Here is a 22,834-nt window from a genome sequence, read left to right as displayed (position 1 = left end):
GCCAGGGCTCAGACCTGCGCCACCCAGTCGCCGCTTTTCCCGCCGTGTTTTTCCAGCACCCGGATCTGCTCCATCACCATGCCGCGGTCGGCCGCCTTGCACATGTCATAGATGGTCAGCAGGCCGATCTGCACGGCGGTCAGGGCCTCCATCTCGACACCGGTGCGCCCCAGGGTTTCGACCTGGGCCAGGCACTGCACCGCGCAGGCGGCCTCGTCGATCTCGAACTCGACCGCCACGCGCGTGATGGGCAAGGGATGGCACAGCGGGATCAGATCCGAGCAGCGCTTCGCGCCCTGGATCGCGGCGATGCGCGCCACGCCCAGCACGTCGCCCTTCTTCGCGTTGCCGCCGCGGATCAGCGCCAGGGTGTCGGGCTGCATGCGGATGCGGCCGGCGGCGCGCGCAATGCGATGGGTCTCCTGCTTGGCGGAGACGTCCACCATGTGGGCCTGCCCTTGGGCGTCGAAATGGGTCAGAGGGGAAGACATGGCCGGCCGGGGGCTGCAGCATGCAGCAACAAATGCGAAACCGTGATGATGTCATGATAGCGAGGGCGCACCGGCACCCCGCAGTGTGCAGGAGAGAGTCTTGATGCTTTGGAACAAGGTGCCGCATTTGGCGCGGCGCAGTCTGGCGGCGCTGCTGGCGGGCGTGGTCACGGTGCAGCCGGTGCTGGCGCAGATCAACCTGCCGGCACTGGGTGATTCGGTGTCGGCCGACGTCAGCATAGGCGCCGAGAAGCGCCTGGGTGACCAGGTGATGCGCCAGATCCGCGTAGACCCGGACTACCTGGACGACCCGCTGCTGGTCGAGTACATCCTCAACACCTGGACCCCGCTGGTGAAGGCGGCCCAGACCCTGGGCAACATCAGCGACGAAACGCAGGACCGTTTCGCGTGGGAGATCTTCCTGGTGCGCGACAAGTCGGTGAACGCCTTCGCGCTGCCGGGCGGCTTCGTCGGCGTGCACCTGGGGCTGATCGCGATGACCGGCGCGCGCGACGAACTGGCCTCGGTGCTGGGGCATGAGCTCTCGCACGTCACGCAGCGCCACATCGCGCGCAGCATCGTCGGCGATGCCAAGACCTCGCTGCTGGCCACCGCCGGCCTGCTGGTGGGCATCCTGGCCGCGGCCAAGACGCGCAGCCCCGACATGGCCAACGCCGCCATCGTCGGCAGCCAGGCGGCGGCGGCGCAGGCGCAGCTGAACTTCTCGCGCGACATGGAGCGCGAGGCCGACCGTGTCGGTTTCCAGGTCATGACCCAGGCCGGCTATGCCAACACCGGCATGGCCAGCATGTTCGAGCGCATGGAGCAGGCCTACCACCTGATGGACTCCGGCGCCTATCCGTATCTGCGCACCCACCCGCTGACCAGCGAGCGCATCGGCGAGGCGCGCGCGCGCCTGGGCACCAGCGCCGGCACCAAGTTGCAGGGCACGGCCGAGCATGCGCTGATGGCGGCACGTTCGCGCGTGCTGATGGATGGCAAGACCGATGCGCTGCGCTCGCTGCAGGGCCTGGACGGGGGCACGCGCGACGTGGGGCAGGGCTTCGAACAACTGGCGGCGCGCTATGCCAGCGCGCTGGCCTCGATCAAGCTGCGCGACTTCTCGCGCGCCGAGGCGGCGCTGAAGACGGCCGATGCGCTGGCCGGCATGCTGGGGGCCGAGCCCGCGGCGCGCCGGGCGCTGGTGCTGCTGCGCGCCGAACTCGAGGCGGCGCGCGAGCGGCCGCAGGCCGGGCTGGAAGCGCTGGCGGCCCTGGGGCCGGACGCTTCACGGCCGGTGCTGATGATGCGCTCCCAGCTGGCGCGGGTGGACACGCGGGCGGAACAGAAGCGCGAGGTCGCCGAGCAGCTGCAGACCAAGGTCAGCCTGCAGCCCAGCGACGCGCTGGCCTGGCGCGAGCTGGCGCAGCTGTGGACCCAGCTGGGCCAGCCGCTGCGCGCGGTGCGCGCGCTTGGCGAGGAGCGGGCCGCGCTGGGCGACATCAATGGCGCGATCGACCGACTGCGCTCCGGCCTGCGCCAGTCGCGCGGGGCGGGCGCCGACCAGATCGAGGCCGCGGTGATCGATGCGCGGCTGCGCACCCTGGTCTACGAGCGCCGCCAGATGATCGAGGACATGTACCCGCGCGGCGCGCCGCCGGGTGCGGAACTGCCGCAGTGACCAGGGGGTCGACGCGGCCTACTCGATGCTGGGAAACAGGCGCTCGATCAGCGCGTCGATCGCCATGCCGAACAGGCTGTAAATCAGCGAACCCAGCATCGCGGCCCAGAAACCGCTGACCGACAGCCCTTCCAGGATGTTCGCCGCGCCCCAGAACAGCAGCGCGTTGATCACGAACAGGAACAGCCCCAGCGTCAACACCGTGACGGGCAGGGTCAGCAGCACCAGGATGGGCCGCAGCAGCGAGTTGAACAGGCCCAGCACCAGCGCCGCGACCATCGCGGAACCGAAGCTCTTCACCTGGACGCCAGGATAGAGGTGGGCCACCAGCAGCAAGGCGCCGGCGAGCAGCAGCCAACGGGTCAAGGTCTTCATGGCGGCAAGCATACAGGGGCGGCCGTGAACGGTGCACGCCGGGGTGCGCTTCTTTCCCCCACCAAGGCTGCGGGACATCAAAGCCCATGCATAATGCGACCCGCACCGGGGGAGTAGCACATGGTTCCCACCATGGCAGACGCCCGTCAGTACGATGCCCGCGCTCGCGGGTGTCCGGGCCCTGCAGCCGATAGGAGCGCCGCGCGCTTCCGACCCTGCCCCGCAAGACCTGGTGCACAGGATCCGCAAGCCGGCCGTGCCCTGGGGCACGAAGGGCTGCGGCTTGAGCAATGTCTTGCGGGAGATGCCCTATGAGCACCATCGCGCCCACCTGGCTGTGGGTTTTCTTTGTCGGGGCCGTGATCGTGGCCCTGTTCGTCGATTTCGTCGTGCTGCGCAAGCAGGGCGCCCATGAGGTCACCGTCAAGGAGGCCGTGAACTGGTCGCTGATCTGGGTGGCGTTGAGCCTGGCCTTCAACGGCCTGTTCTGGTGGGCCGTCAAGGACAGCACCGGCAGCACCGAGATCGCGACGACGCGGGCGCTGGAGTTCCTCACCGGCTACCTGATCGAGAAGTCGCTGGCGGTGGACAACATCTTCGTCTTCCTGATGATCTTCACCTACTTCTCGGTGCCGCCGGCCTACCAGAAGCGGGTGCTGATGATCGGCATCATCGGCGCCATCGTGCTGCGTACCGCGATGATTCTGGTGGGCGGCTGGCTGATCGCCCAGTTCCACTGGATCCTCTATCTGTTCGGCGCCTTCCTGCTCATCACCGGCATCAAGATGTGGTGGGCGGCCGGCCAGGAGCCGGACCTGGAGTCCAACCCCGCGCTGAAGCTGCTGCGACGCCTGATGCCGGTCAGCCAGAACTTCGACGGCGAAAAATTCTTCACGCTGGAAGGTGGCCGCCGCCTGGCCACGCCGCTGCTGCTGGTGATCGCGCTGGTGGGCCTGACCGACGTGATCTTCGCGGTGGACTCCATCCCGGCGATCTTCGCGATCACCAATGACCCCTTCATCGTGCTGACGTCCAACATCTTCGCCATCCTGGGCCTGCGCGCGATGTACTTCCTGCTCGCCGCGATGGCCACCAAGTTCCACCTGCTGAGCTACGGTCTGGCGGTGATCCTGGCCTTCATCGGCACCAAGATGATGCTGATCGACCTGGTCAAGATCCCGGTGATGGTCTCGCTGGGGGCGGTGGTGGCCATCCTGGCCTTCACGATGTGGCTCAGCGTGCGCACCGCGCCGCGCATCCCCGACGCCCAGCGCTGAAAGCGGGCCGCGCCGCCGGCCGCCGCAATGCAAGGCCCCGCTCCGGCGGGGCTTTGTTCTTTCCGCGGCAGCGCATCCGGCCGGTGTCGATGTCGAAATGCGACACCAAATAGGAATTGTTCGCATTACTGATAAGATGCTTGATTCCTTTCTGCCCCGCCGCCCTTGTGAAACCCGCCGTTCTTCCCGTCGATGCCGACCGAGCCGACCGTCCCTCGACGTCGACAGGCCCGGTCGAACTGCCCACCGCCGCGCTGTTGCGCGCGGCGGACCACGGGCGTTCCGGCCTGGGGCGCGGTGTGACCGCGGCGGTGCTGGGTCTGCACGTGGTGGGCGGCTGGGCCTTGCTGCAGCTGGAGCCGGTGCGGCATGCCGTGATCCAGGCCGCGCCCATCATGGTGAGCCTGATCGCGCCGGCCGAGCCTCCCAAACCCGCGCCACCCCCTCCGCCCAGCCCGCAGCCGCGCGTGCAGCCACGCACGGCGCCCATCATCGCCGCGGCGCCCAGTCCCACGCCGTCGCCGACGCCCTTTGTCGCGCCGGCCCCCGTACCCATGGAGCAGCCCGTGACGGCGGTTCAGGCACCGCCGGCTCCTCCGGCACCGCCCGCGCCGCCGGCCCAGCCCGTCGGGCCGAAAGCCATTCCGCCGGGCGCGTTGCGTTACCTCGTCGAGCCGCCGGTGGAGGTGCCTCGCCTGTCGCGTCGAGCCGGTGAGTCGGGCGTGGTCATCGTCCGCGTGGTGGTGGACACGCGAGGCCTGCCCAAGGAGGTCAGCCTGCACAAGTCCTCCGGCTTCGCGCGGCTGGACGAACAAGCCTTGTGGGCAATGAAGCAGGCGCGCTTCAAGCCCTATACCGAGAACGGCCAGGCGGTCGAGGGCGTGGCCCTGGCGCCGCTGGCCTACGAGCTGGATCGCTGAACCCTTTTTCGAGTTTGCTATGGACACCAACAACGCCGTGGGCTTCGCCCATTTCATCTCGCAGTCCGACGCCGTCGGCAAGTTCCTGCTCATCGTGCTGGTGCTGATGTCGGTGGCCTCCTGGGCGCTGATCGCGACCAAGGGCATCAGCCAGTGGATGCGCAGCAAGCGCAGCGCCGCCTTCCTGGACTTCTTCTGGAACGCCCGCTCGCTCGACGCGGTGCAGGCCGAGCTGAACACCCATGGCGCCCACGACCCCTTCTCGCACCTGAGCGCCCATGCGCTGCATGCGCAGGCCCACCACGCGCGCCATGGCGCGGCCAAGCTGGCCGAGGCCGGCACCGCGAACGACTTCATCACCCGCACCATCAAGAAGGTGCTGGACGAAGAGACCACGCGCATGGAATCCGGCCTGACCACGCTTGCCACCATTGGCGCGACCGCGCCTTTCGTGGGCCTGTTCGGGACGGTGTGGGGCGTCTATCACGCGCTGGTGGCCATCGGCATGAGCGGCGCCGGCACCTTGGACAAGGTGGCCGGCCCGGTCGGCGAGGCACTGATCATGACCGGCGTGGGCCTGGCCGTCGCGATCCCCGCGGTGATGGCCTACAACGCCTTCACGCGCAGCAACCGCGTGCTGGCCGGGCGTCTGGACGCCTTCGCCTACGAGCTGCACAGCTTCCTGACGCTGGGCGAGGCCCCGGGCGCCGCGGTGCAGCCCGGTGCCGACGGCAAGGTGCGCGCGCTGAAGCCGGCGCAGGCCTGAGGAGCGCGCGATGGCCTTCGCTTCCTTCGACAAGAGCCGCAGCGCCGCGCCGGTGGCGGAGATCAACATGGTCCCGCTGATCGATGTGATGCTGGTGTTGCTGGTGATCTTCATCGTCACCGCGCCGCTGCTCACCCATGCGGTGAAGCTGGACCTGCCCAAGGTCAGCTCGCAGCCCAACGAGCTCCAGCCCACCAAGGTCGAGTTCGCGATCGACGCACAGGGCCAGCGCTTCTGGAACGGCGAGCCGGTGACGCGCGAGCAGGCCCGCGAGCGCTTTCTGGCCGAGGGCCAGAAGAGCCCTCAGCCCGAAATCCATCTGCGCGCCGACCAGGACGTCGCCTACCGCTCGGTGGCCGAAACCCTGGCCGACGCGTCCAAGGCCGGCCTGAGCAAGGTCGGCTTCGTCAGCGAGCCCGAGAAGCCCTGAGGCGCTCCGGCGCTCGCTGTCTCCCCCTCCTTCATTTCCGCCAGCCAGTCCCTGCGAGGGGCAAGCCCGCGTCATTCGACAGTTTTTGGAGATCCGCATGTCGACCCCCTCTAGCAAGCCCCCCCGCACCCTCAACAAGCTGCTGCTGCCGCTGGGCGCCCTGTCCGCCGGCTTCGGCCTGATGGGCGCGGCCCTGGCCCAGACGGCTGATGTCCCGGCCAAGCCGAACGACAAGCCGGAAACCGTGCTGCCCACCGTGAAGGCCAAGGCGCAGGCCGAAAGCGCGGGCAAGCAGGGCTATCAGGCCACGGAGACCCGTATTGGCAAGGGCAAGCAGGAGCTGCGCGATATTCCGCAATCGGTCACCGTGGTGACCGAGAAGCTGATGGACGACCGCAACCTGGATGACTTCCGCGACGTGCTGCGCACCACCGCCGGCATCAGCTTCCAGGCAGGGGAGACCGGCGAGGAGGATGTGCGTCTGCGTGGCTTCTCGCTGACCCAGGCGGGCGACGTCTATGTCGACGGCATGCGCGAGACGGGCCTGATCGAGCGCGACACCTTCAACGACGACCGCATCGAGGTGCTGAAGGGCTCGGCCTCCATGCTGTTTGGCAAGGGCTCCACCGGTGGCGTGGTCAACCAGGTCAGCAAGCAGCCCTTCCTGATGAGCCAGAGCGAGGTCAACCTCAGCTACGGCACGGGCTCCAACCTGCGCTTCACCGGCGACTTCAACATCAAGACCGGCGACAGCGCGGCGCTGCGCATCAATGCGATGCTGCAGGAAGCCGACAACTTCGGCGCGCGTATCTCCAAGCAGGGCGTGGCACCGACCTTCCGCTGGGGCGTCGGTGAAACGGACGAGTTCTCGCTGGGCTTCTACTACCTGAACTACAACAACCGGCCCAACTACAACCACCCCTGGTTCATCGTCAACGGCAAGATCGAACCCAAGCTGCCGGCGCGCAACTACTACGGTCTGGCCAGCGACTACCTGAAGGGCGAAACCGCCTATGGCACGTTGACGCACACGCACCGCTTCGCCGATGGTGGCCAGCTGCGCACCTCGCTGCGCCACGGTCACTACGAGCGCGACCTGCTGGTCAGCGCCATCGGTTTCCAGTCCGCCACCACCCCCGACACGCTGAGCGACGCGACGGTTCTGCGCCGCTCGCCCAAGGGTCGTGTGGGCTCCAGCGACATCACCACCTTGCAAAGCGACTACACGAACAAGCTGCAGTGGCTGGGCATGACGCATGAACTGACCACGGGCCTGGACTTTGTTCACGAGAGCGCCAAGCGCAACAACAACTTCACCACCGGCCTGGCACCCGCGCCCACCACCACCGTGGGCACGCCCAACGATGGCGCCAGCCGGCCCGACACGCGCGGCAACCCGGTGATGAACACCTTTGGCGCCAACTCCATCGGCCTCTATCTGCAAGACATGGTGACCGTGGCGACCGGGTTCAAGCTGATCGGTGGCCTGCGCTTCGATCGCTTCAAGGCCGACTATCAGACGGCGACCACCCGCTTCGACCGTTCGGACTCGCTGTGGAGCCCGCGTGTCGGCGCCCTGTACCAGCCCAACGAGTGGGCGTCCTTCCACGCGTCCTACGGCACCTCGTTCAACACCTCGGCGGACACCTACCAGTTCGGCGTGTCCGCACCGGCCAACACCCGCGTCCCCAACACGCCGCCTGAGAAGAGCCGCAACATGGAGCTCGGCGCGAAGTTCGACCTGCTCGGCGGGCGCCTCTCGCTCAACACCTCGCTGTTCCGCACCGAGAAGTACCACGAGCGCAATACCGACCCGGACAGCGCGGCGGCACAGGAACTCCTGTCCGGCAAGCGCCATGCGACGGGCCTGGACCTGGACATCGCCGGCCGCATCACGCCGGACTGGGAGGCTTTCGTGTCCTACACCTGGATCCCGAGCGCGAAGATCGACGAGAGCAACGTGGCCCTGAATGCCGCCGGCACCGGGGCGCAGGTGAAGGGCGACCGCCCGGCGTTGACGCCCAAGCACAGCGGCAGCCTCTGGACGACTTATCGCGTGTTGCCCAAGCTGCGCCTGGGCGCCGGGGTGACCTATCGCGGCGAGCAGAATCCTGAGGGGGCGCGCCACGTGGCGGCCAAGGCCTTCGCGACGGTGGACCTGATGGCGGAGTACACCTTCAGCGACAAGCTGTCGGCCAAGCTCAACATCACCAACGCCACCAACAAGCTCTATGCCGATGCGCTGTACCGCGGCTTCTACACGCCCGGCGCGGCCCGTGCGGCCCAGCTGACCCTGAAATCCACCTTCTGAACGACACCATGCTGCTGCACCTCCGACAAGTCCTCAAGCCCGATGAACTGAGCCTGGCGCGCAGCCTGCTGGCGCAGGGCGAGTGGATGGACGGTGCGGCCACCGCAGGTGGGCAGGCGCTGCAGAGCAAGAACAATCAGCAGCTGCGCCAGGCCAGTGTGGCCTCGCAGCAGCTGCGGACCCTGGTGCTGGAGGCGCTCAACCGCCATGCCCAGTTCTTCTCCGCGGCCTTGCCGAAGAAGATCTTCAACCCGCTGTTCAACCGCTACTCGGGCGAGAGCAACTACTACGGCAACCATGTGGACGGTGCCGTGATGCATTCGCGCGCGGATGGGCAGCGGGTGCGTTCCGACGTCAGCTGCACCCTGTTTCTCGCCGAGCCGCACGAGTACGACGGCGGGGAGCTGGAGGTGTCCGACACCTATGGTTCCCAGCGCATCAAGCTGCCCGCCGGCGACATGGTGCTCTATCCCAGCACCAGCGTGCATCAGGTCCGGCCGGTCACGCGTGGCGCGCGCGTGGCCAGCTTCTTCTGGGTCGAGAGCATGGTGCGCAGCGATGAGCAGCGCCGCCTGCTGTACGAGATGGACATGAGCCTGATGGCGCTGCGCGCCGAGCAAGGCGAGTCCGAGACCACGGTGCGGCTTACGGGCACGTATCACAACCTGCTGCGCATGTGGGCCGACACCTGACCCCGGGTACGGCAGGATGCGAGCAAGCCCCCTGACGATGGCGCCCGGCCGCGCAACATGGACCGTTCGATGAGTGATCCACAACGCGCTCCCGCGCTGGAAACCCTGCCGCCCGACGTCGTCGCGCTGGCTGACTTCGAACGTCATGCGCAGGCGCGCATGACGCCGGAGGCCTGGGCCTTTCTGAATGGCGGGGCGGCCGACGAGCTGACGCTGCGCGCCAACCGCGCGGCCTGGGACGCGCTGCAGCTGATGCCGCGCGTGCTGCGCGACCTGTCCGGCGGCCACACCCGTGTGCGGCTGCTGGGCCGCGAGATGCCCTGGCCGGTGCTGCTGGCCCCCATCGCCTATCAGCGCCTGGCCCATGCCGATGGCGAACTGGCCTGTGCCTATGCCGCCGCTGCGCAGGGCGCGGGCGTGGTGCTCAGCGCGCAGTCCAGCATGCCCATGGAGCCGGTGGCGCAGGCCCTGCGGGCCGAGCCGCAGCGCGGGCCGCTGTGGTTCCAGCTTTACTGGCGCGACGATCCCGAGTTCATGCGCGCGCTGCTGCGGCGCGTCGAGGCCGCCGGCTACGAAGCCCTGGTGCTGACGGTGGACGCGCCGGTGAATGGCGCGCGCGACCGCGAGCGGCGTGCCGCCTTCAAGCTGCCGGACGACATCCGCGCGGTCAATCTGGGTGGGCTCAAGAGGCCGATCGACCTGAAGCCCGGCCAGAGCCCGCTGTTCGACGGCCTGATGCCGCGCGCCGCGACCTGGGCCGAGATCGAATGGCTGCGCCGCGAGAGCGCGCTGCCGCTGCTGCTCAAGGGGGTCTGCCACCCCGAGGACGCGCTGCGCGCGCGCGCGCTGGGCGTGGCCGGCCTGGTCGTGAGCAACCACGGCGGGCGCACGCTGGACACCGTGCCGCCCACCACCGCGTTGCTGCCGCCGCTGCGCGCCGCGCTGGGCGAGGACTTCACGCTGCTGGTGGACGGCGGCATACGCCGCGGCACCGATGTACTCAAGGCGCTCGCGCTGGGCGCCGACGCGGTGCTGCTGGGCCGGCCCTATGTGCATGCGCTGGCCGCGGCCGGCGCGCTGGGCGTGGCCCATGCGCTGCGTCTGCTGCGCGACGAACTGGAGATCGCGATGGCGCTCTGTGGCTGCCGCAGCCTGGACGAGGTCGGCCCGCATCTGCTCGCTCCTGGCATCAGATGATGCGGACTCGCGACAAACACGCCCCTACTTGTTGACTTTGGAGGGGTTTTCCCTCTGACAGAGCCTTCTCAATGAGAGAGGTGCGCAGTACCATTGTTCTCGCAGGGTGCCAGAGAGTACCGAAGGCATCAGACCTTCACCCGGGCCCGGCACATCAACGCAACCCTTGATGGAGAGAATCGAAATGGCAACTGCGAAGAAGGCCGCGCCTGCGAAGAAGGCAGCACCGGCCAAGAAGGCTGCGGCTCCGGCGAAGAAGGCCGCGGCTCCGGCCAAGAAGGCGGCCCCGGCGAAGAAGGCCGCGGCTCCGGCCAAGAAGGCAGCTCCCGCGAAGAAGGCCGCGGCCACGAAGGCCGCAGCACCCGCGAAGAAGCGCACGCCCAACGCCGCCTTCATGAAGGCCATGACCCCCAGCGCCGCGCTGGCCGCGATCGTCGGCGACAAGCCGCTGCCGCGCACTGATGTGGTCAAGAAGGTCTGGGAGTACATCAAGAAGAACAAGCTGCAGGACGAGCTGCAGAAGCGCGTCATCAACGCCGACGCCAAGCTGAAGGAGATCTTCGGCAAGGCCAAGGCCGACATGTTCGAGATGACCAAGCTGATCAACAGCCACCTGAAGTAAGGCCTTCGGCCTCGCTGCAAAGCCCGCCTCGTGCGGGCTTTTTCAATGCCGCCGCGCGTTCAGCCCATGTCCTGCAGCGCGCGGCGCAGCTGCTGCACGTCGATGGGCTTGAGCCAGTAATCGGCGAAGCCGGCCTCGCGGGCGAGGGCGCGCTGGTTGTCCACCAGGTCGGCGGACAGCACGATGCAGCGCCGCTGCGCATGGCGCGGGTCCTGGCGCAGCCGGCGCATCAGCTCCAGCCCGTTCATGTCGGGCAGGTTCATGTCGATCAGCACCAGGTCCGGGCTCTGCCGCGCGAGCACCTCGAGCGCCTGCGCGCCGGTCTCCACGCACTCCAGCCGCCAGCCTTTCAGCGGACGCAGCACCTCCTCCATCAACACGATGTTGATGCGGTCGTCCTCGACATAGAGCACGAAGCGGGGCGGCGTATCCAGGTCCATCGGTCTGCTCTCCAGCGGCCCGCGCACGATACCAGTGAATGCGCGCAGCGCCCACGCGCGAGAACCCGCCCGGGCCCCCGTGGCGTGGGCACCCTCGGTTGTGCGAAAAGCGTGAATACGTCATGAGTTGCGGCCCCCATGGCTGAGGGGGGAGAGCCCGGTACGAGGCGGGGGCGTCCCTACACTGCGGGCAGCCAAGAGAAAGAACGCCATGTCACTGGTCGCCGCCCTCGCGCTCGCCGCCTCCACCGCCACGCTGCCTAGCTGCTCCTGGGACCGCCCGGGGGTGAACCCGTTCATGGGCGATGTGGTGGCCGCGGTCGACCGCTACCAGGACATTCCGGCGGCCACGCGCGCCAAGCTCAAGACGCGCATGCAGAAGCGCCAGTACGACGAGATGGTGGAGATCCGCCGCGACGCGATCCTGGGCAAGGGCAGCTATCGCAGCGAGATCCGCGACATGCACTTCGGCGCCGGCAGCGTCTGCCGCACGGTGACGCGTAGCAAGTGGACCGATCAGACCACCGAGCGCGGCCTGGTCTATTGCGAGGACGGCCAGTGCATCCTGGTGCCCACCGTGTGCCGCAACGTCAGCCGCATCGAGCGCGCCCCGGCGCGTGCCGCGGCCGCCGAGCCGCCGCTGGCCAAGGCGCCGGAAGAAATGCCGCTGGAATTCGAACCGCCGGCGGCCGGTGCGCCCGAGGGCGCGCTGGGCGGCGGCGCGCCGTCCACGCCGCCGGGCAGCTTCTCCGATCTGTCGACCAATGCGCCCGTCATTCCCGGCGGCACGACGACACCCACCACGCCTGGAGGCGGCTTCACGCCGCTGCCCGGCGGCAACGGCGATCCGGGCGTGATCCCGCTGCCGCCCACCCCGGTGCCGCCGCCGGTGCCCGAGCCGGGCACCTGGGCCATGTTCGCGCTGGGCCTGGGCGCGCTGAGCCTGCTCGGCCGCCGCCGCGCGCGCAAGGCCTGACGCCCCGCGAGGCCGCCGGTCCGGCCGGCAGCGCTCGGGCCTATTTCTTCAGCAGCGGCGCCAGATAGCGCCCGGTATGGCTGACCTCGCAGGCCGCCACGTCCTCGGGCGTGCCGGCCACCAGCAGCTGGCCGCCGCCCGATCCGCCCTCCGGGCCCATGTCGATCAGCCAGTCGGCCGTCTTGATCACGTCCAGGTTGTGCTCGATCACGACGATGGTGTTGCCCGCGTCGCGCAGCGCATGCAGCACCTTCAGCAGCAGCGCGATGTCGGCGAAGTGCAGGCCCGTGGTGGGCTCGTCCAGGATGTACAGCGTGCGGCCGGTGTCGCGCTTGGACAACTCCAGCGCCAGCTTGACCCGCTGCGCCTCGCCGCCGGACAGCGTGGTGGCGCTCTGGCCCAGCTTCACATAGCCCAGGCCCACGTCCATCAGCGTCTGCAGCTTGCGCGCGATCGAGGGCACGGCGCTGAAGAAGGCCAGCGCGTCCTCCACCGTCAGGCCCAGCACCTCGGAGATGTTCTTGCCCTTGTACAGCACCTCCAGCGTCTCGCGGTTGTAGCGCCGGCCCTGGCAGGTGTCGCAGGGCACGTAGACGTCGGGCAGGAAGTGCATCTCCACCTTCAGCACGCCATCGCCCTGGCAGGACTCGCAGCGGCCCCCGGCGACGTTGAAGCTGAAGCGGCCGGCGCCGTAGCCGCGCTCGCGCGCGGTGGGCATTTCGGCGAAGAGCTCCCGGATGGGCGTGAACAGGCCGGTGTAGGTCGCCGGGTTGGAGCGCGGCGTGCGGCCGATCGGCGACTGATCCACGTTGATGACCTTGTCGAAGGCCTCCAGCCCCTCGATCTCGTCGTGCGGCGCCGGTTCGGCGTGGCTCTGGTAGAGCTTGCGCGCCACCGCAGCGTACAGCGTGTCATTGACCAAGGTGCTCTTGCCCGAGCCGGAGACGCCGGTCACGCAGGTCAGCAGCCCCACGGGGAAGTCCACGCTGACGCCCTTGAGGTTGTTGCCGCGGGCGTTGACGATGCGCAGCACGCGCGGGTCGGTGCTCTCGGCCAGCGAATGGCGCTGGCTGGGCACCTCGATGCGCTCCAGCCCGCTGAGATAGCGGCCGGTGATGGACTCGGGGTTGGCCGCGACCTCGTCCGGTGAGCCCTGGGCCATGATGCGGCCGCCATGCACGCCGGCGCCGGGGCCCAGGTCCAGCACATGGTCGGCGGCGCGTATCGCGTCCTCGTCGTGCTCCACCACCAGCACCGAGTTGCCCAGGTCGCGCAGCCGGCGCAGCGTGCCGATCAGGCGGTCGTTGTCGCGCTGGTGCAGGCCGATGCTGGGCTCGTCCAGCACATACATCACACCGGTGAGGCCGGAGCCGATCTGCGAGGCCAGGCGGATGCGCTGCGCCTCGCCGCCCGACAGCGTGTCGGCGCTGCGGTCCAGGCTGAGGTAGTTCAGCCCCACGTCGTTGAGGAAGCGCAGCCGCGCGGCGATCTCGCGGATCACCTTGTCGGCGATCTCGGCCTTGGCGCCCTTCAGGCGCAGGTTCTCGAAGTAGTCCAGTGCCTCGCGCAGCGTGGCGTGCTCGACCTCGTAGATGGGCCGACCGCGATGGCCCTGTGGCGCGTCGGCCGGCTGCAGCAGCACATGGCGCGCCTCGCGGCGCAGGCGCGAGCCCTCGCAATGCGGGCAGGGCTTGGCGGCCTGGTAGCGGGCCAGCTCCTCGCGCACCGCGGCCGAGTCCGTCTCGCGGAAGCGCCGCTGCAGGTTGTGCAGGATGCCTTCGAAGGGATGCGCGCGCTTGACGCTGCGCTTGCGCCCGTTGGTCCCCTCGGCCTGGTAGACGAAGCTGATCTCCTCCTCGCCCGAACCGTAGAGCAGCACCTGGCGCGCCTGGGCCGGCAGCGCCTCGAAGGGCTGCTCGATGTCGAAGTCGTAATGCCGCGCCACCGATTCCAGCATCGAGAAGGTGTAGGCATTGCGCCGGTCCCAGCCCTTGACCGCGCCGCTGGCCAGGCTCAGCGACGGGAAGGCCACCACCCGTTCGGGGTCGAACACCGTGACCTGCCCCAGGCCCTCGCAGCCCGGGCAGGCGCCCACCGGCGAGTTGAAGGAGAACAGCCGCGGCTCCAGCTCCGGCAGCGAATAGCTGCAGATCGGGCAGGCGAATTTGCTGGAGAACAGGCTCTCGCTGCCCGCTTCCATGTCCAGCACCAGCGCGCGGCCCTCGGCCAGGCGCAGCGCCGCCTCGAAGCTCTCGGCGAGGCGCTGGCGCAGCGCGTCCGCGCCCTCGTGGCGCAGCTTGATGCGGTCCACGACCACGTCGATGTCGTGCTTCTCGGCTTTCTTCAGCGCCGGCAGCTCCGGCGCCTCCACGGTCTTGCCGTCCACGCGGAAGCGCACGAAGCCCTGGGCCTGCAGGTCCTGGAACAGCTCGACAAACTCGCCCTTGCGGTCGCGCACCACCGGCGCCAGCAGCATCAGCCGGGTGCCGTCGGGCATGGCCAGCACCGCGTCCACCATCTGGCCCACGCTCTGCGCTTCCAGCGGCAGGTGGTGGTCCGGGCAGAAGGGCGTGCCGGCCCGCGCATAGAGCAAGCGCAGGTAGTCGTGGATCTCGGTGACCGTGCCCACGGTGGAGCGCGGGTTGTGGCTGGTGGCCTTCTGCTCGATGGAGATGGCCGGCGACAGCCCCTCGATCACGTCCACCTCGGGCTTGTCCATCAGCTGCAGGAACTGGCGTGCGTAGGCGGAGAGGCTCTCCACATAGCGGCGCTGGCCTTCGGCATAGAGGGTGTCGAAGGCCAGGCTGGACTTGCCCGACCCGGACAGGCCGGTGATCACCACCAGCTGGTTGCGCGGCAGGTCCACATCGATGTTCTTCAGATTGTGGGTGCGCGCGCCACGGACGCGGATCATCGGCGCGTCGGACGCCGGGGCGGACGGGTTCTGGGACATGGCCGGCTACAGCGTGGAAAACCCACCATGATAGGCCCAGCCCCTGGCGCGTGCCGCCCGGCGGGCCCATCCCCGCGCGGACTGCTGCCATGAATCGGCGTCGAAGCGGCGGCCAGAAGCGGCTCTGTTCGCGGGCTTGAAGCGAGGGGGGAGGTGCAAAATGCGACGACGTCACACCACCGTCGCCCCGGACAGCCCTTGACCAAGCTCAAAGTCTCCGCCCTGTCGCTGCGCAGCGTGATCGTGCTGGCGGTGGTGCTGGGCATCGCGGCGCCGGCGGCCCTGTTGCTGGTCTTCAGCGACACCCTGATCCGGCGCAGCGTCGACCCCCTGCTGGAAGGCCAGCGCTCGGCGCTGCTGACGCTGGCGGCCACCGGACTGGCCGATCCGCTGTGGACCGTGGACAGCGTCGCCGTGGAGCGGGCGCTGGCCCAGCTGCTGGCCGATGCCTCGGTCTGCGGGCTGGAGCTGTCCGAGGAGCGCGCCGACACCAGTGACATCGTGCTGAACAAATGCAGCCCCGGCTGGCCGGTGATCGAGATGGTCACCGGCGTGCGCCGCGAGGGCCAGCTGCTCGCGACCCTGAAGGTGCGCTTCGACGACGCCGCCCAGGTGCGCCTGCTCGCCGAAGGGCGCCAGCAAACCGCGCTGGTGGTGGCGCTGCAGGTGCTGGTGGGGGTCAGCTTCGTGCTGCTGGTGATCTATTTGCGCCTGGTGCGGCCCATCGACCGGCTCAAGCAGATGGCGTTGGCCATCGCCCAGCGCCAGCCGGTGCCGCGCCTGCGCCTGGGGCGCAAGGACGAGCTGGGGCAGCTGGGCGACCAGCTCACGCTGATGGGGCAGCAGATCGACGGCCTGATCCAGGACCTGGAGGGCAAGAACGCGCAGCTGCACCAGCTGGCGATGTACGACCACCTGACCGGGCTGCCCAACCGCACGCTGTTCCGCGAGGTCTTTCGCCACGAGGCGGCGGTGGCGCGGCGCGAGGGCCTGCAGCTGGCGCTGCTGTTCGTCGACCTGGACCGCTTCAAGGCCATCAACGACTCGCTGGGCCATGCCGCCGGCGACCGCATGTTGCTGGCCGCCAGCGAACGGCTGCGCCATGCGGTGCGTGAATCCGACCTGGCCTGCCGCGTCAGCGGCGACGAATTCCTGTTGCTGCTGCGGGACAGCCGCGAGGGCATCGCGCACGCGGCCCAGCGCCTCATCGAGGCGCTGAACACGCCGCTGCAGTTGCAGGACGTCAGCGCCAGCGTGTCGGCCAGCGTGGGCATCGCGATGTTCCCGCGCGACGGCGAAGACTTCGACACCCTGGTGCGCCATGCCGACCTCGCGATGTACCGCGCCAAGCAGCAGGGGCGCTCGCGCTACAGCTTCTACCAGCAGGAGCTGGACGCGGCGGCCACCGCCCGCCTGGCGCTGGAGCGCGAGCTGGCGCGCGCGCTGGAGCGCGGCGAGCTGAGCCTGCACTACCAGCCCATCACCGATGCGCGCAGTGGCGCCTGGCGCAGCGTCGAGGCGCTGATCCGCTGGCAGCATCCCACCCGCGGGCTGCTGATGCCCGGCCATTTCATCCAAGTGGCCGAGGAATCGGGCCAGATCGTCGACATCGGCTGGTGGACCATCCAGACCGCCTGCGCCCAGCTGGCGCGCTGGAAGGCCCAGGGCCGCCACCCGGGCCAGCTGGCGATCAACCTGTCGGCGCTGCAGTTCCGCGACGAGCGCCTGCCTGAGCGCGTCGCGCAGGCGATGGCCGAGCACGGCATTGCCTCCGGCGAGCTGGCGCTGGAACTGACCGAGAGCACGCTGCTGAGCGACGGCGACGGCGCGCTGCAGGTCGTGGCCCGGCTGCGCGCGCTGGGGCTGAGCCTGGCGGTGGACGACTTCGGCACCGGCTACTCCTCGCTGGCCTATCTGAAGACCCTGCGCCCGGAGCGCCTGAAGATCGACCGCGCCTTCGTCACCGAGCTGGCCGCCAGCCGCGACGACCGTGCGCTGGTCCAGGCCATGCTGGGCATGGCGCTGGCGCTGGGCATCGAGGCCGTGGCCGAGGGCGTCGAGACCGAGGCGCAGCGTGAGGTGCTGCTGGAGCTGGGCTGCTGGCAGCAGCAGGGCTATCTGTATGGCCGGCCGGCACCGGTGGAGCAGGTCACGCCCCAGCTGGCGGACTACGTCGCGCCGACGCCGCCATCCGCACCCGGCAGCCGCAGCTGACGCGGCTTCTGCTGCAGTTCGTCGCCCCGTGCTCGCGCGGCGGCCGTGGCTTGGGCACAGTGGCGCTCCACAACAGGGAGAAGCCCATGGATGCCAGCCTCAAGACCTTGATGACCGCGATCGCCGCCGTCGCGAGCGCCTTCGTGCTGGCGCTGTGGCTGGCCGAGCAGACCGATCCGGTGGACACCCACCGCGTGCTCGCGCAGCGCCAGTCCGCGCCGGTGTCCGGCGCCACGCTGCACGGGCCGGCGCGCGCCAGCCAGCCGCGCGGCTGAGCCTTTCTTTCCTCGCCCGGTCCCTCGCGGCCGGCTCGGTCTGCGGCCTTCGCCGCAGCACGGGCCGGCCGCGGTCCTTATGGGCGGCGTCGTTCTGCATGCGCGGTTTGCCGCCGTTGCCGCCACCGCTGCGCCCGTCCCCGCGCCGCCTGCGCGTTCATCGCGTCCGGCTGCGTTTCAAGCGGTTCACGCGCGCCTTCGTCGCCTCGCCCTGGTGAAGAACGTGTGCGGCGCCGAAACTGCAATCACTGACACAGCACGTCCCACTTCAGGAGCCCCTCATGATCAGCAAGCACACCAGCCTCAAGGCCCTTCTCTTCGGGATCGGCGTCACGCTCGCCTTCGCGCTGAGCGCGCAGCACCCGCACTCGCCGGCGCCCCAGGTCGTCAAGCTGGAGCGCGTGGTGATCGAGGGCAAGCGCAGCACCACGCCCGTGCAGCAGCTGCCGCGCGTCGAGCTGCATGGCCACCGCGTGAGCGGCGGCCCGGACCAACAGCTCGCGTCGGTCGCCACGGCCACCTGCAGCGCCGCTGCCGCTCTCTGCTGAACGACGGCGACGCGCTGCTGTCGTCCCGGTTTTTTGACCCCCAAGGCCCGGCTTGCGCCGGGCCTTTGCATGTCGGCCGCCGCGGACTCAGGCGTCCGTGTCGAGGACGCGCAGGATCTCGCGTCCGTAGGCTTCGAGCTTTTTCGCCCCCACGCCGCTGATGCCGGCCAGGGCGTCCAGGTCGCGCGGATGCTGACGCGCCATCTCGGCCAGCGTGACGTTCTGGAAGATCACATAGGCCGGCAGCCCATGCTCGCGTGCCACCTCGGCGCGCCAGGCCTTGAGGGCCTCGAAGCGCGCCAGCGCGGCGCTGTCCAGGTCCGGCGCCTCGGCGCGCGCGCTGCCGCGGCTGGCGCGCGTGGACTTGGCGCGGCGCGTGTCGCTGGGCTGGCGCAGCAGCAGCCGCACCTCGCCGCGCAGCACCGCGCGGGCGCTCTCGGCCAGCGCGAGGGTGCTGTACTCGCCTTCGGTGAACACATGGCCCAGCGCGATCAGCTGGCGCAGCACCGCGCGCCACTGCTGTTCGCTCAGGGCCGAGCCGATGCCCCAGGTGGACAGGCTTTGGTGCCCGTACTGGCGCACCTTGTCGGTCTCCTTGCCGCGCAGCACGTCGATCAGATGGCCGGCACCGAAGCGCAGCCCGCTGATCTGCTGGAAGCGATAGATGCAGGACAGCGCCATGCGCGCCGCCTCGGTGCCGTCCCAGGTCGCGGGCGGGTTCAGGCAGTTGTCGCAGTTGCCGCAGGGCCGGCTGTCCTCGCCGAAATAGGCCAGCAGGCGCTGACGGCGGCAGTCGGTGGCCTCGGCCAGCGCGAGCAGCGCGTCCAGCTTGCCGCGCTGCGCCTTCTTGAAGCTCTCGTCGGCCGGGCTCTCGTCGATCATGCGGCGCTGGTTCACCACATCGGCCAGGCCGTAGGCCATCCAGGCCTGGGCCGGCGCGCCATCGCGGCCCGCGCGCCCGGTCTCCTGGTAGTAGCCCTCGATGTTCTTGGGCAGGTCCAGATGGGCGACGAAGCGCACATCCGGCTTGTCGATGCCCATGCCGAAAGCCACCGTGGCCACCATCACCAGCCCGTCCTCGCGCAGGAAGCGGTCCTGGTGGCGCTTGCGCAGCTCGGCGTCCATGCCCGCGTGATAGGGCAGCGCGTTGACCCCCTGCGAGCGCAGCCACTCGGCGGTCTCGTCCACCTTGCGCCGGCTCTGGCAATAGACCACGCCGGCCTCGTCCTCGTGTTCGTCGCGGATGAAGCGCAGCAGCTGGTCGCGCGGGCTGGCGCCCTTCTCGACGATCAGGTAGCGGATGTTGGGCCGGTCGAAGGACGAGATGAACACGCGCGCGTCCTGCAGCGCCAGGCGCTCCACCATGTCGGCCCGCGTCAGCTCGTCTGCGGTGGCCGTCAGCGCGATGCGCGGCACCTCGGGGAAGCGTTCGTGCAGCAGCGACAGCGACAGGTATTCGCTGCGGAAATCATGCCCCCACTGGCTCACGCAATGCGCTTCGTCGATCGCGAACAGCGCCAGCTGGCCGCGCTCGTACAGCGACTGCAGCTGGGCCAGGAAGCGCGGCGTGTTGACCCGCTCCGGCGCCGCGTACAGCAGCGTCAGCCGGCCCGACAGCATCTCGCGCTCCACATGCTGGGCCTGCTCCAGGCTCAGCGTGGAGTTCAGGAAGGCGGCATGCACGCCGGCCTCCTCGAGCGCGCCGACCTGGTCCTGCATCAGCGCGATCAGCGGGCTCACCACCACCGTCACGCCATGGCCCAGGCGCTGGCGTGCGATCGCCGGCACCTGGTAGCACAGGCTCTTGCCGCCCCCGGTGGGCATCAGCACCAGCGCATCGCCCCCGGCGCAGACCTGCTCGACGATCTCGGCCTGGCGGCCGCGGAAGCTGGCATAGCCGAACACCTCCTGCAGGATGGCGAGCGGCAGGGCCTGGGCCCGATCGGGCGACGGGGAAGACATCGGGGCGGGAACTGGCATGGGAGCGCGCATGGTACGCGCTTCGCTGCGCGCCCCGTCACCGCCGCCCTGGGGACACCCGCGGGGCCGGCGCTTGCCGGCGTCCCGGGACCGGCCCATCATCGACGCACCAACACCAGGGAGCACACCATGAGCGAGCAAGGAACGCCGGCGGCGGGTGGCGCCGCGGACGAGGACGCGGCCACCGCGCTGCGGCGCAAACTGGTCCGCAACCTCCACGAGGTCCCGCGCGAGCGCTATCTGCGCCCGCCGCTGTACGACAGCATGACCGGCAGCCTCTCCCAAGGCACGCTGGCGCGCAAGCTGGGCTGCGGCGTGGACACCGTGCCGCCGGGCCAGCAGAGCTGCCCCTACCATTTTCACCACACGCAGGAGGAGATGTTCATCATCCTGGACGGCGAGGGCACGCTGCGCGTGGCCGGCGAACGCCTGCCCGTCAAGGCCGGCGACGTCATCTTCATCCCCTGCGGCCCCGACTATCCGCACCACCTCCTGAACACCTCCGACCGGCCGCTGAGCTACCTGTCCATCAGCACCCAGGAGCGCCCGGAGGTCTGCGAATACCCGGATTCCGGCAAGATCGGCGTGTTCTCGCGCGGGCCGGCCTTCATCCAGCGCCGCGAAGCCGGGCTGGACTACTGGGACGGCGAGCCCTGAGCCGCCCAGGCCCGCCGCCCGGCGCCGTTCCTCCGAGCGGCGGATGCTCCGTGGCGACCCGCAGAGGCCGCCCGGGGGGCTCACGGCATAATCCGGACTTCACTCGTACGCCCACTGCACACCATGGCCTCGGTCAACAAAGTCATCATCATCGGCAACCTCGGTCGCGACCCCGAGCTGCGCTACACGCCCAGCGGGGCCGCGGTGTGCAATGTCAGCATCGCCACCACGCGCAACTGGAAGAGCCGCGAAGGCGGCGAACGCCAGGAAGAAACCGAATGGCATCGCGTCGTCTTCTACGACCGCCTGGCCGAGATCGCCGGCGAGTACCTGAAGAAGGGCCGCCCGGTCTATGTCGAAGGCCGCCTGAAGACCCGCAAATGGCAGGACAAAGAAGGTCGGGACACCTACACGACCGAGATCATCGCCGAACAAATGCAGCTCCTGGGCAGCCGTGACGGCAGCGGTGGCGACGACATGGGCGGCGGTGGCGGTGGCGGCGGCTACAGCCGCGAGCGCAATGCCGAGCGCGGCGGTGGCGACTTCGGCGGCGGCGGCGGCGAAGCCCGCGCGCCGCGCCCGGCCCCGGCCCCGCGCCAGGCCCCCGCGCCCAAGCCGGCCACCAGCTTTGATGACATGGACGACGACATTCCTTTCTAGGATCTACTCTTTCCTGGACGGTAAACAAGGAGCCCCAGCCTCTATGGCTTGGGGCTTTTTTTGTTGCTTGGCGGAAAACGTCAGTATGAACACGCACTGGCCGCGCTGGACTCTCAGCTATACGCATGACGGCTTCTCTCGATAACCACACGCTGCGAGACGCCTTGCTGTCGCGAGGCTTCCAAGACATCACCAGCGAAAACCGCACCACCAAGAGTTGGCGCCTGCAACACCCGCAGATGAAGCACTGGGTGTCCATCAAGCTGTCCAAGGACGTCAGCCAGCGGATGGCGACGGCACCGTTGGTCCTGCATCCCCATGATGCTCAACTTCTGCTTTCGGCGCAGGGCGTCCGTGGTATTCGCGTGGTGGGCCCGTTTGGCGGAAGCAGCACCAAGTACGCTGGGGTGCACGGCCATGCTGTTGCGGTGGAGGACCTCAGGTCGGTCGATGCACTTGTGCTTATCTTGACGGGGGGCGCTACCGAACAATCGTCTATGGAGCTCGCCTCCGGCGTGCATGACGATGCGGCCGATCCTTTTCAGCAGCTCGCCGCACGCTCGGCTTCCGATTTCGTTGAAGCCTTGCAGGCGAGCGCTGACCGGATGACGGCCCAGCAGCGAGCCATGTTGCTCGGCCATGCTCAGGCTCCCGGTCAGCGCCTGTCTATGGAAGCCATTGCCCTACTGGGTGGCTATGAGAGCTATGCCGCGGCCAACAGCCAGTACGGCCGGCTCGGCCATGCGCTCTCAGACCACTTTGGGATCGATGGCTTGACCAACTGGACCCAGGCGCTTGCTACGGGGGATGGCGAGGCCGATGCGCGCGGCCATTTCCTCTGGACCATGCGCACCAACCTGGTCACAGCCTTGCGCGAAATGGGTTGGTTGACTCGCGACGAAGACACCATCACTGGCACCGCACAAGCTGCTGCAGATCTGGATGCGGAAGGGGTCAACCGATTACCCACGACGCGGCAGGCACTCATCGAAGCGCGCGTTGGGCAAGGTCTGTTCCGAGAGCGTGTGCTTGGTTTGTGGCAGAGCCGGTGTGCCGTGACGGGTTGCGCCATCCAAGCCACATTGATTGCAAGCCATGCCCAGGCTTGGAGCGAGTCCAGTGACGAAGCCCGGCTTGACCCTTACAACGGCCTGCCCCTCACGGCCTCCATCGACAAGCTGTTCGACAGAGGCCTGATCTCCTTTGACGACAAAGGTCGCCTGCTCTGCAAGCCAGGGCTGACAGACGCGGATTTGTCTCACCTCGGCCTACGCCCCGATGCCCGCCTGCGCGCTGAAGGCCTGAAAGCCCGGCACCTTCCCTATCTGGCGGCACACCGCGCTCGCCACGGCTTTGAGTAATCGAGCCA

The 22,834-nt window shown here is 69.0% G+C and carries 21 protein-coding genes; 16 read left to right on the top strand and 5 right to left on the bottom strand.

The window, feature by feature from the left end:
* Positions 1 to 8: 8 nt before the first annotated feature.
* A complete protein-coding gene (gene moaC / locus LZ017_RS09510) occupies positions 9 to 491 on the bottom strand; it encodes a cyclic pyranopterin monophosphate synthase MoaC (protein ID WP_241396493.1) in 483 nt (160 codons plus the stop codon).
* A 103-nt stretch (positions 492 to 594) separates the two neighbouring features.
* Here moaC and LZ017_RS09505 point away from each other — a divergent pair, with 103 nt between their 5' ends.
* A complete protein-coding gene (locus tag LZ017_RS09505; protein WP_241396491.1) occupies positions 595 to 2,172 on the top strand; it encodes a M48 family metalloprotease in 1,578 nt (525 codons plus the stop codon).
* Positions 2,173 to 2,190: 18 nt separating this feature from the next.
* Here LZ017_RS09505 and LZ017_RS09500 read toward each other — a convergent pair whose 3' ends face one another.
* Positions 2,191 to 2,547 carry a phage holin family protein gene (locus LZ017_RS09500; protein ID WP_241396487.1) on the bottom strand — a complete coding sequence of 119 codons (357 nt, stop codon included), beginning with the start codon at positions 2,545 to 2,547 and terminating at the stop codon, positions 2,191 to 2,193.
* Positions 2,548 to 2,858: 311 nt separating this feature from the next.
* Between LZ017_RS09500 and LZ017_RS09495 the strand changes: the two genes are divergently transcribed.
* The 8 genes from LZ017_RS09495 to LZ017_RS09460 all read left to right on the top strand — a co-directional run bounded on the left by LZ017_RS09495 (position 2,859) and on the right by LZ017_RS09460 (position 10,762).
* On the top strand, positions 2,859 to 3,824 hold the full coding sequence (locus LZ017_RS09495) for a TerC family protein (RefSeq protein WP_241396484.1): 966 nt from the start codon (positions 2,859 to 2,861) through the stop codon (positions 3,822 to 3,824).
* Positions 3,825 to 3,991: 167 nt separating this feature from the next.
* A complete protein-coding gene (locus LZ017_RS22260) occupies positions 3,992 to 4,744 on the top strand; it encodes an energy transducer TonB (RefSeq protein ID WP_241396482.1) in 753 nt (250 codons plus the stop codon).
* Between the two features lie 19 nt (positions 4,745 to 4,763).
* Entirely contained in the window at positions 4,764 to 5,510 is a 747-nt protein-coding gene (locus tag LZ017_RS09485; RefSeq protein WP_241396480.1) for a MotA/TolQ/ExbB proton channel family protein, read from the top strand.
* Between the two features lie 10 nt (positions 5,511 to 5,520).
* Positions 5,521 to 5,940, top strand: a complete 420-nt coding sequence (locus LZ017_RS09480) for a biopolymer transporter ExbD (RefSeq protein ID WP_241396472.1) — start codon at positions 5,521 to 5,523, stop codon at positions 5,938 to 5,940.
* A gap of 97 nt (positions 5,941 to 6,037) precedes the next feature.
* Complete coding sequence (locus tag LZ017_RS09475) at positions 6,038 to 8,251, top strand: TonB-dependent siderophore receptor (RefSeq protein ID WP_241396470.1); 2,214 nt, start codon at positions 6,038 to 6,040, stop codon at positions 8,249 to 8,251.
* An 8-nt stretch (positions 8,252 to 8,259) separates the two neighbouring features.
* Positions 8,260 to 8,943: a Fe2+-dependent dioxygenase gene (locus LZ017_RS09470; protein WP_241396466.1), complete on the top strand. Its 684-nt coding sequence runs from the start codon at positions 8,260 to 8,262 to the stop codon at positions 8,941 to 8,943.
* Positions 8,944 to 9,012: 69 nt separating this feature from the next.
* The gene (locus LZ017_RS09465; RefSeq protein WP_241396462.1) at positions 9,013 to 10,140 is read left to right on the top strand and encodes an alpha-hydroxy acid oxidase; all 1,128 of its coding nucleotides are present in this window, start codon (positions 9,013 to 9,015) and stop codon (positions 10,138 to 10,140) included.
* 184 nt (positions 10,141 to 10,324) lie between these two features.
* Positions 10,325 to 10,762, top strand: a complete 438-nt coding sequence (locus tag LZ017_RS09460) for an SWIB/MDM2 domain-containing protein (RefSeq protein ID WP_241396460.1) — start codon at positions 10,325 to 10,327, stop codon at positions 10,760 to 10,762.
* Positions 10,763 to 10,821: 59 nt separating this feature from the next.
* Here the strand turns inward: LZ017_RS09460 and LZ017_RS09455 are convergent, their stop codons facing one another.
* Complete coding sequence (locus tag LZ017_RS09455; protein WP_241396457.1) at positions 10,822 to 11,202, bottom strand: response regulator; 381 nt, start codon at positions 11,200 to 11,202, stop codon at positions 10,822 to 10,824.
* Between the two features lie 211 nt (positions 11,203 to 11,413).
* On the opposite strand from LZ017_RS09455, the gene LZ017_RS09450 reads away from it, so the two are divergent.
* Positions 11,414 to 12,178 carry an MHFG family PEP-CTERM protein gene (locus tag LZ017_RS09450; protein WP_241396455.1) on the top strand — a complete coding sequence of 255 codons (765 nt, stop codon included), beginning with the start codon at positions 11,414 to 11,416 and terminating at the stop codon, positions 12,176 to 12,178.
* A gap of 40 nt (positions 12,179 to 12,218) precedes the next feature.
* Here LZ017_RS09450 and uvrA read toward each other — a convergent pair whose 3' ends face one another.
* Positions 12,219 to 15,131: an excinuclease ABC subunit UvrA gene (uvrA, locus tag LZ017_RS09445; RefSeq protein ID WP_241396452.1), complete on the bottom strand. Its 2,913-nt coding sequence runs from the start codon at positions 15,129 to 15,131 to the stop codon at positions 12,219 to 12,221.
* Between the two features lie 198 nt (positions 15,132 to 15,329).
* Between uvrA and LZ017_RS09440 the strand changes: the two genes are divergently transcribed.
* The 3 genes from LZ017_RS09440 (at position 15,330) to LZ017_RS09430 (ending at position 18,168) form a co-directional block, all read left to right on the top strand.
* Positions 15,330 to 17,345 carry a bifunctional diguanylate cyclase/phosphodiesterase gene (locus tag LZ017_RS09440; protein ID WP_241396450.1) on the top strand — a complete coding sequence of 672 codons (2,016 nt, stop codon included), beginning with the start codon at positions 15,330 to 15,332 and terminating at the stop codon, positions 17,343 to 17,345.
* A gap of 86 nt (positions 17,346 to 17,431) precedes the next feature.
* Positions 17,432 to 17,620: a hypothetical protein gene (locus LZ017_RS09435; RefSeq protein ID WP_241396447.1), complete on the top strand. Its 189-nt coding sequence runs from the start codon at positions 17,432 to 17,434 to the stop codon at positions 17,618 to 17,620.
* Positions 17,621 to 17,901: 281 nt separating this feature from the next.
* Entirely contained in the window at positions 17,902 to 18,168 is a 267-nt protein-coding gene (locus LZ017_RS09430) for a hypothetical protein (protein WP_241396446.1), read from the top strand.
* 87 nt (positions 18,169 to 18,255) lie between these two features.
* Here LZ017_RS09430 and recQ read toward each other — a convergent pair whose 3' ends face one another.
* Positions 18,256 to 20,148: a DNA helicase RecQ gene (gene recQ / locus LZ017_RS09425; protein ID WP_374109902.1), complete on the bottom strand. Its 1,893-nt coding sequence runs from the start codon at positions 20,146 to 20,148 to the stop codon at positions 18,256 to 18,258.
* Positions 20,149 to 20,277: 129 nt separating this feature from the next.
* On the opposite strand from recQ, the gene LZ017_RS09420 reads away from it, so the two are divergent.
* The 3 genes from LZ017_RS09420 to LZ017_RS09410 all read left to right on the top strand — a co-directional run bounded on the left by LZ017_RS09420 (position 20,278) and on the right by LZ017_RS09410 (position 22,826).
* On the top strand, positions 20,278 to 20,805 hold the full coding sequence (locus LZ017_RS09420) for a cupin domain-containing protein (RefSeq protein WP_241396444.1): 528 nt from the start codon (positions 20,278 to 20,280) through the stop codon (positions 20,803 to 20,805).
* A 123-nt stretch (positions 20,806 to 20,928) separates the two neighbouring features.
* Positions 20,929 to 21,465, top strand: a complete 537-nt coding sequence (ssb, locus tag LZ017_RS09415) for a single-stranded DNA-binding protein (protein WP_241396443.1) — start codon at positions 20,929 to 20,931, stop codon at positions 21,463 to 21,465.
* A gap of 125 nt (positions 21,466 to 21,590) precedes the next feature.
* Positions 21,591 to 22,826 carry an HNH endonuclease gene (locus LZ017_RS09410; RefSeq protein ID WP_241396442.1) on the top strand — a complete coding sequence of 412 codons (1,236 nt, stop codon included), beginning with the start codon at positions 21,591 to 21,593 and terminating at the stop codon, positions 22,824 to 22,826.
* The last annotated feature ends 8 nt before the right edge of the window (positions 22,827 to 22,834 follow it).

Origin of the sequence: Pelomonas sp. CA6 (assembly GCF_022549225.1) — a bacterium.
Lineage (GTDB): Bacteria > Pseudomonadota > Gammaproteobacteria > Burkholderiales > Burkholderiaceae_C > Roseateles.
Note: the sequence above shows the minus strand (reverse complement) of the source record. Positions and strands in the feature narration are given on the sequence as shown.

Coding starts and splice junctions, on each gene's coding strand:
- moaC (WP_241396493.1), bottom strand. CDS start 491: ATGTCTTCCCCTCTGACCCATTTCGACGCCCAAGGGCAGGCCCACATG.
- LZ017_RS09505 (WP_241396491.1), top strand. CDS start 595: ATGCTTTGGAACAAGGTGCCGCATTTGGCGCGGCGCAGTCTGGCGGCG.
- LZ017_RS09500 (WP_241396487.1), bottom strand. CDS start 2,547: ATGAAGACCTTGACCCGTTGGCTGCTGCTCGCCGGCGCCTTGCTGCTG.
- LZ017_RS09495 (WP_241396484.1), top strand. CDS start 2,859: ATGAGCACCATCGCGCCCACCTGGCTGTGGGTTTTCTTTGTCGGGGCC.
- LZ017_RS09485 (WP_241396480.1), top strand. CDS start 4,764: ATGGACACCAACAACGCCGTGGGCTTCGCCCATTTCATCTCGCAGTCC.
- LZ017_RS09480 (WP_241396472.1), top strand. CDS start 5,521: ATGGCCTTCGCTTCCTTCGACAAGAGCCGCAGCGCCGCGCCGGTGGCG.
- LZ017_RS09475 (WP_241396470.1), top strand. CDS start 6,038: ATGTCGACCCCCTCTAGCAAGCCCCCCCGCACCCTCAACAAGCTGCTG.
- LZ017_RS09470 (WP_241396466.1), top strand. CDS start 8,260: ATGCTGCTGCACCTCCGACAAGTCCTCAAGCCCGATGAACTGAGCCTG.
- LZ017_RS09465 (WP_241396462.1), top strand. CDS start 9,013: ATGAGTGATCCACAACGCGCTCCCGCGCTGGAAACCCTGCCGCCCGAC.
- LZ017_RS09460 (WP_241396460.1), top strand. CDS start 10,325: ATGGCAACTGCGAAGAAGGCCGCGCCTGCGAAGAAGGCAGCACCGGCC.
- LZ017_RS09455 (WP_241396457.1), bottom strand. CDS start 11,202: ATGGACCTGGATACGCCGCCCCGCTTCGTGCTCTATGTCGAGGACGAC.
- LZ017_RS09450 (WP_241396455.1), top strand. CDS start 11,414: ATGTCACTGGTCGCCGCCCTCGCGCTCGCCGCCTCCACCGCCACGCTG.
- uvrA (WP_241396452.1), bottom strand. CDS start 15,131: ATGTCCCAGAACCCGTCCGCCCCGGCGTCCGACGCGCCGATGATCCGC.
- LZ017_RS09435 (WP_241396447.1), top strand. CDS start 17,432: ATGGATGCCAGCCTCAAGACCTTGATGACCGCGATCGCCGCCGTCGCG.
- LZ017_RS09430 (WP_241396446.1), top strand. CDS start 17,902: ATGATCAGCAAGCACACCAGCCTCAAGGCCCTTCTCTTCGGGATCGGC.
- recQ (WP_374109902.1), bottom strand. CDS start 20,148: ATGCCAGTTCCCGCCCCGATGTCTTCCCCGTCGCCCGATCGGGCCCAG.
- LZ017_RS09420 (WP_241396444.1), top strand. CDS start 20,278: ATGAGCGAGCAAGGAACGCCGGCGGCGGGTGGCGCCGCGGACGAGGAC.
- ssb (WP_241396443.1), top strand. CDS start 20,929: ATGGCCTCGGTCAACAAAGTCATCATCATCGGCAACCTCGGTCGCGAC.
- LZ017_RS09410 (WP_241396442.1), top strand. CDS start 21,591: ATGACGGCTTCTCTCGATAACCACACGCTGCGAGACGCCTTGCTGTCG.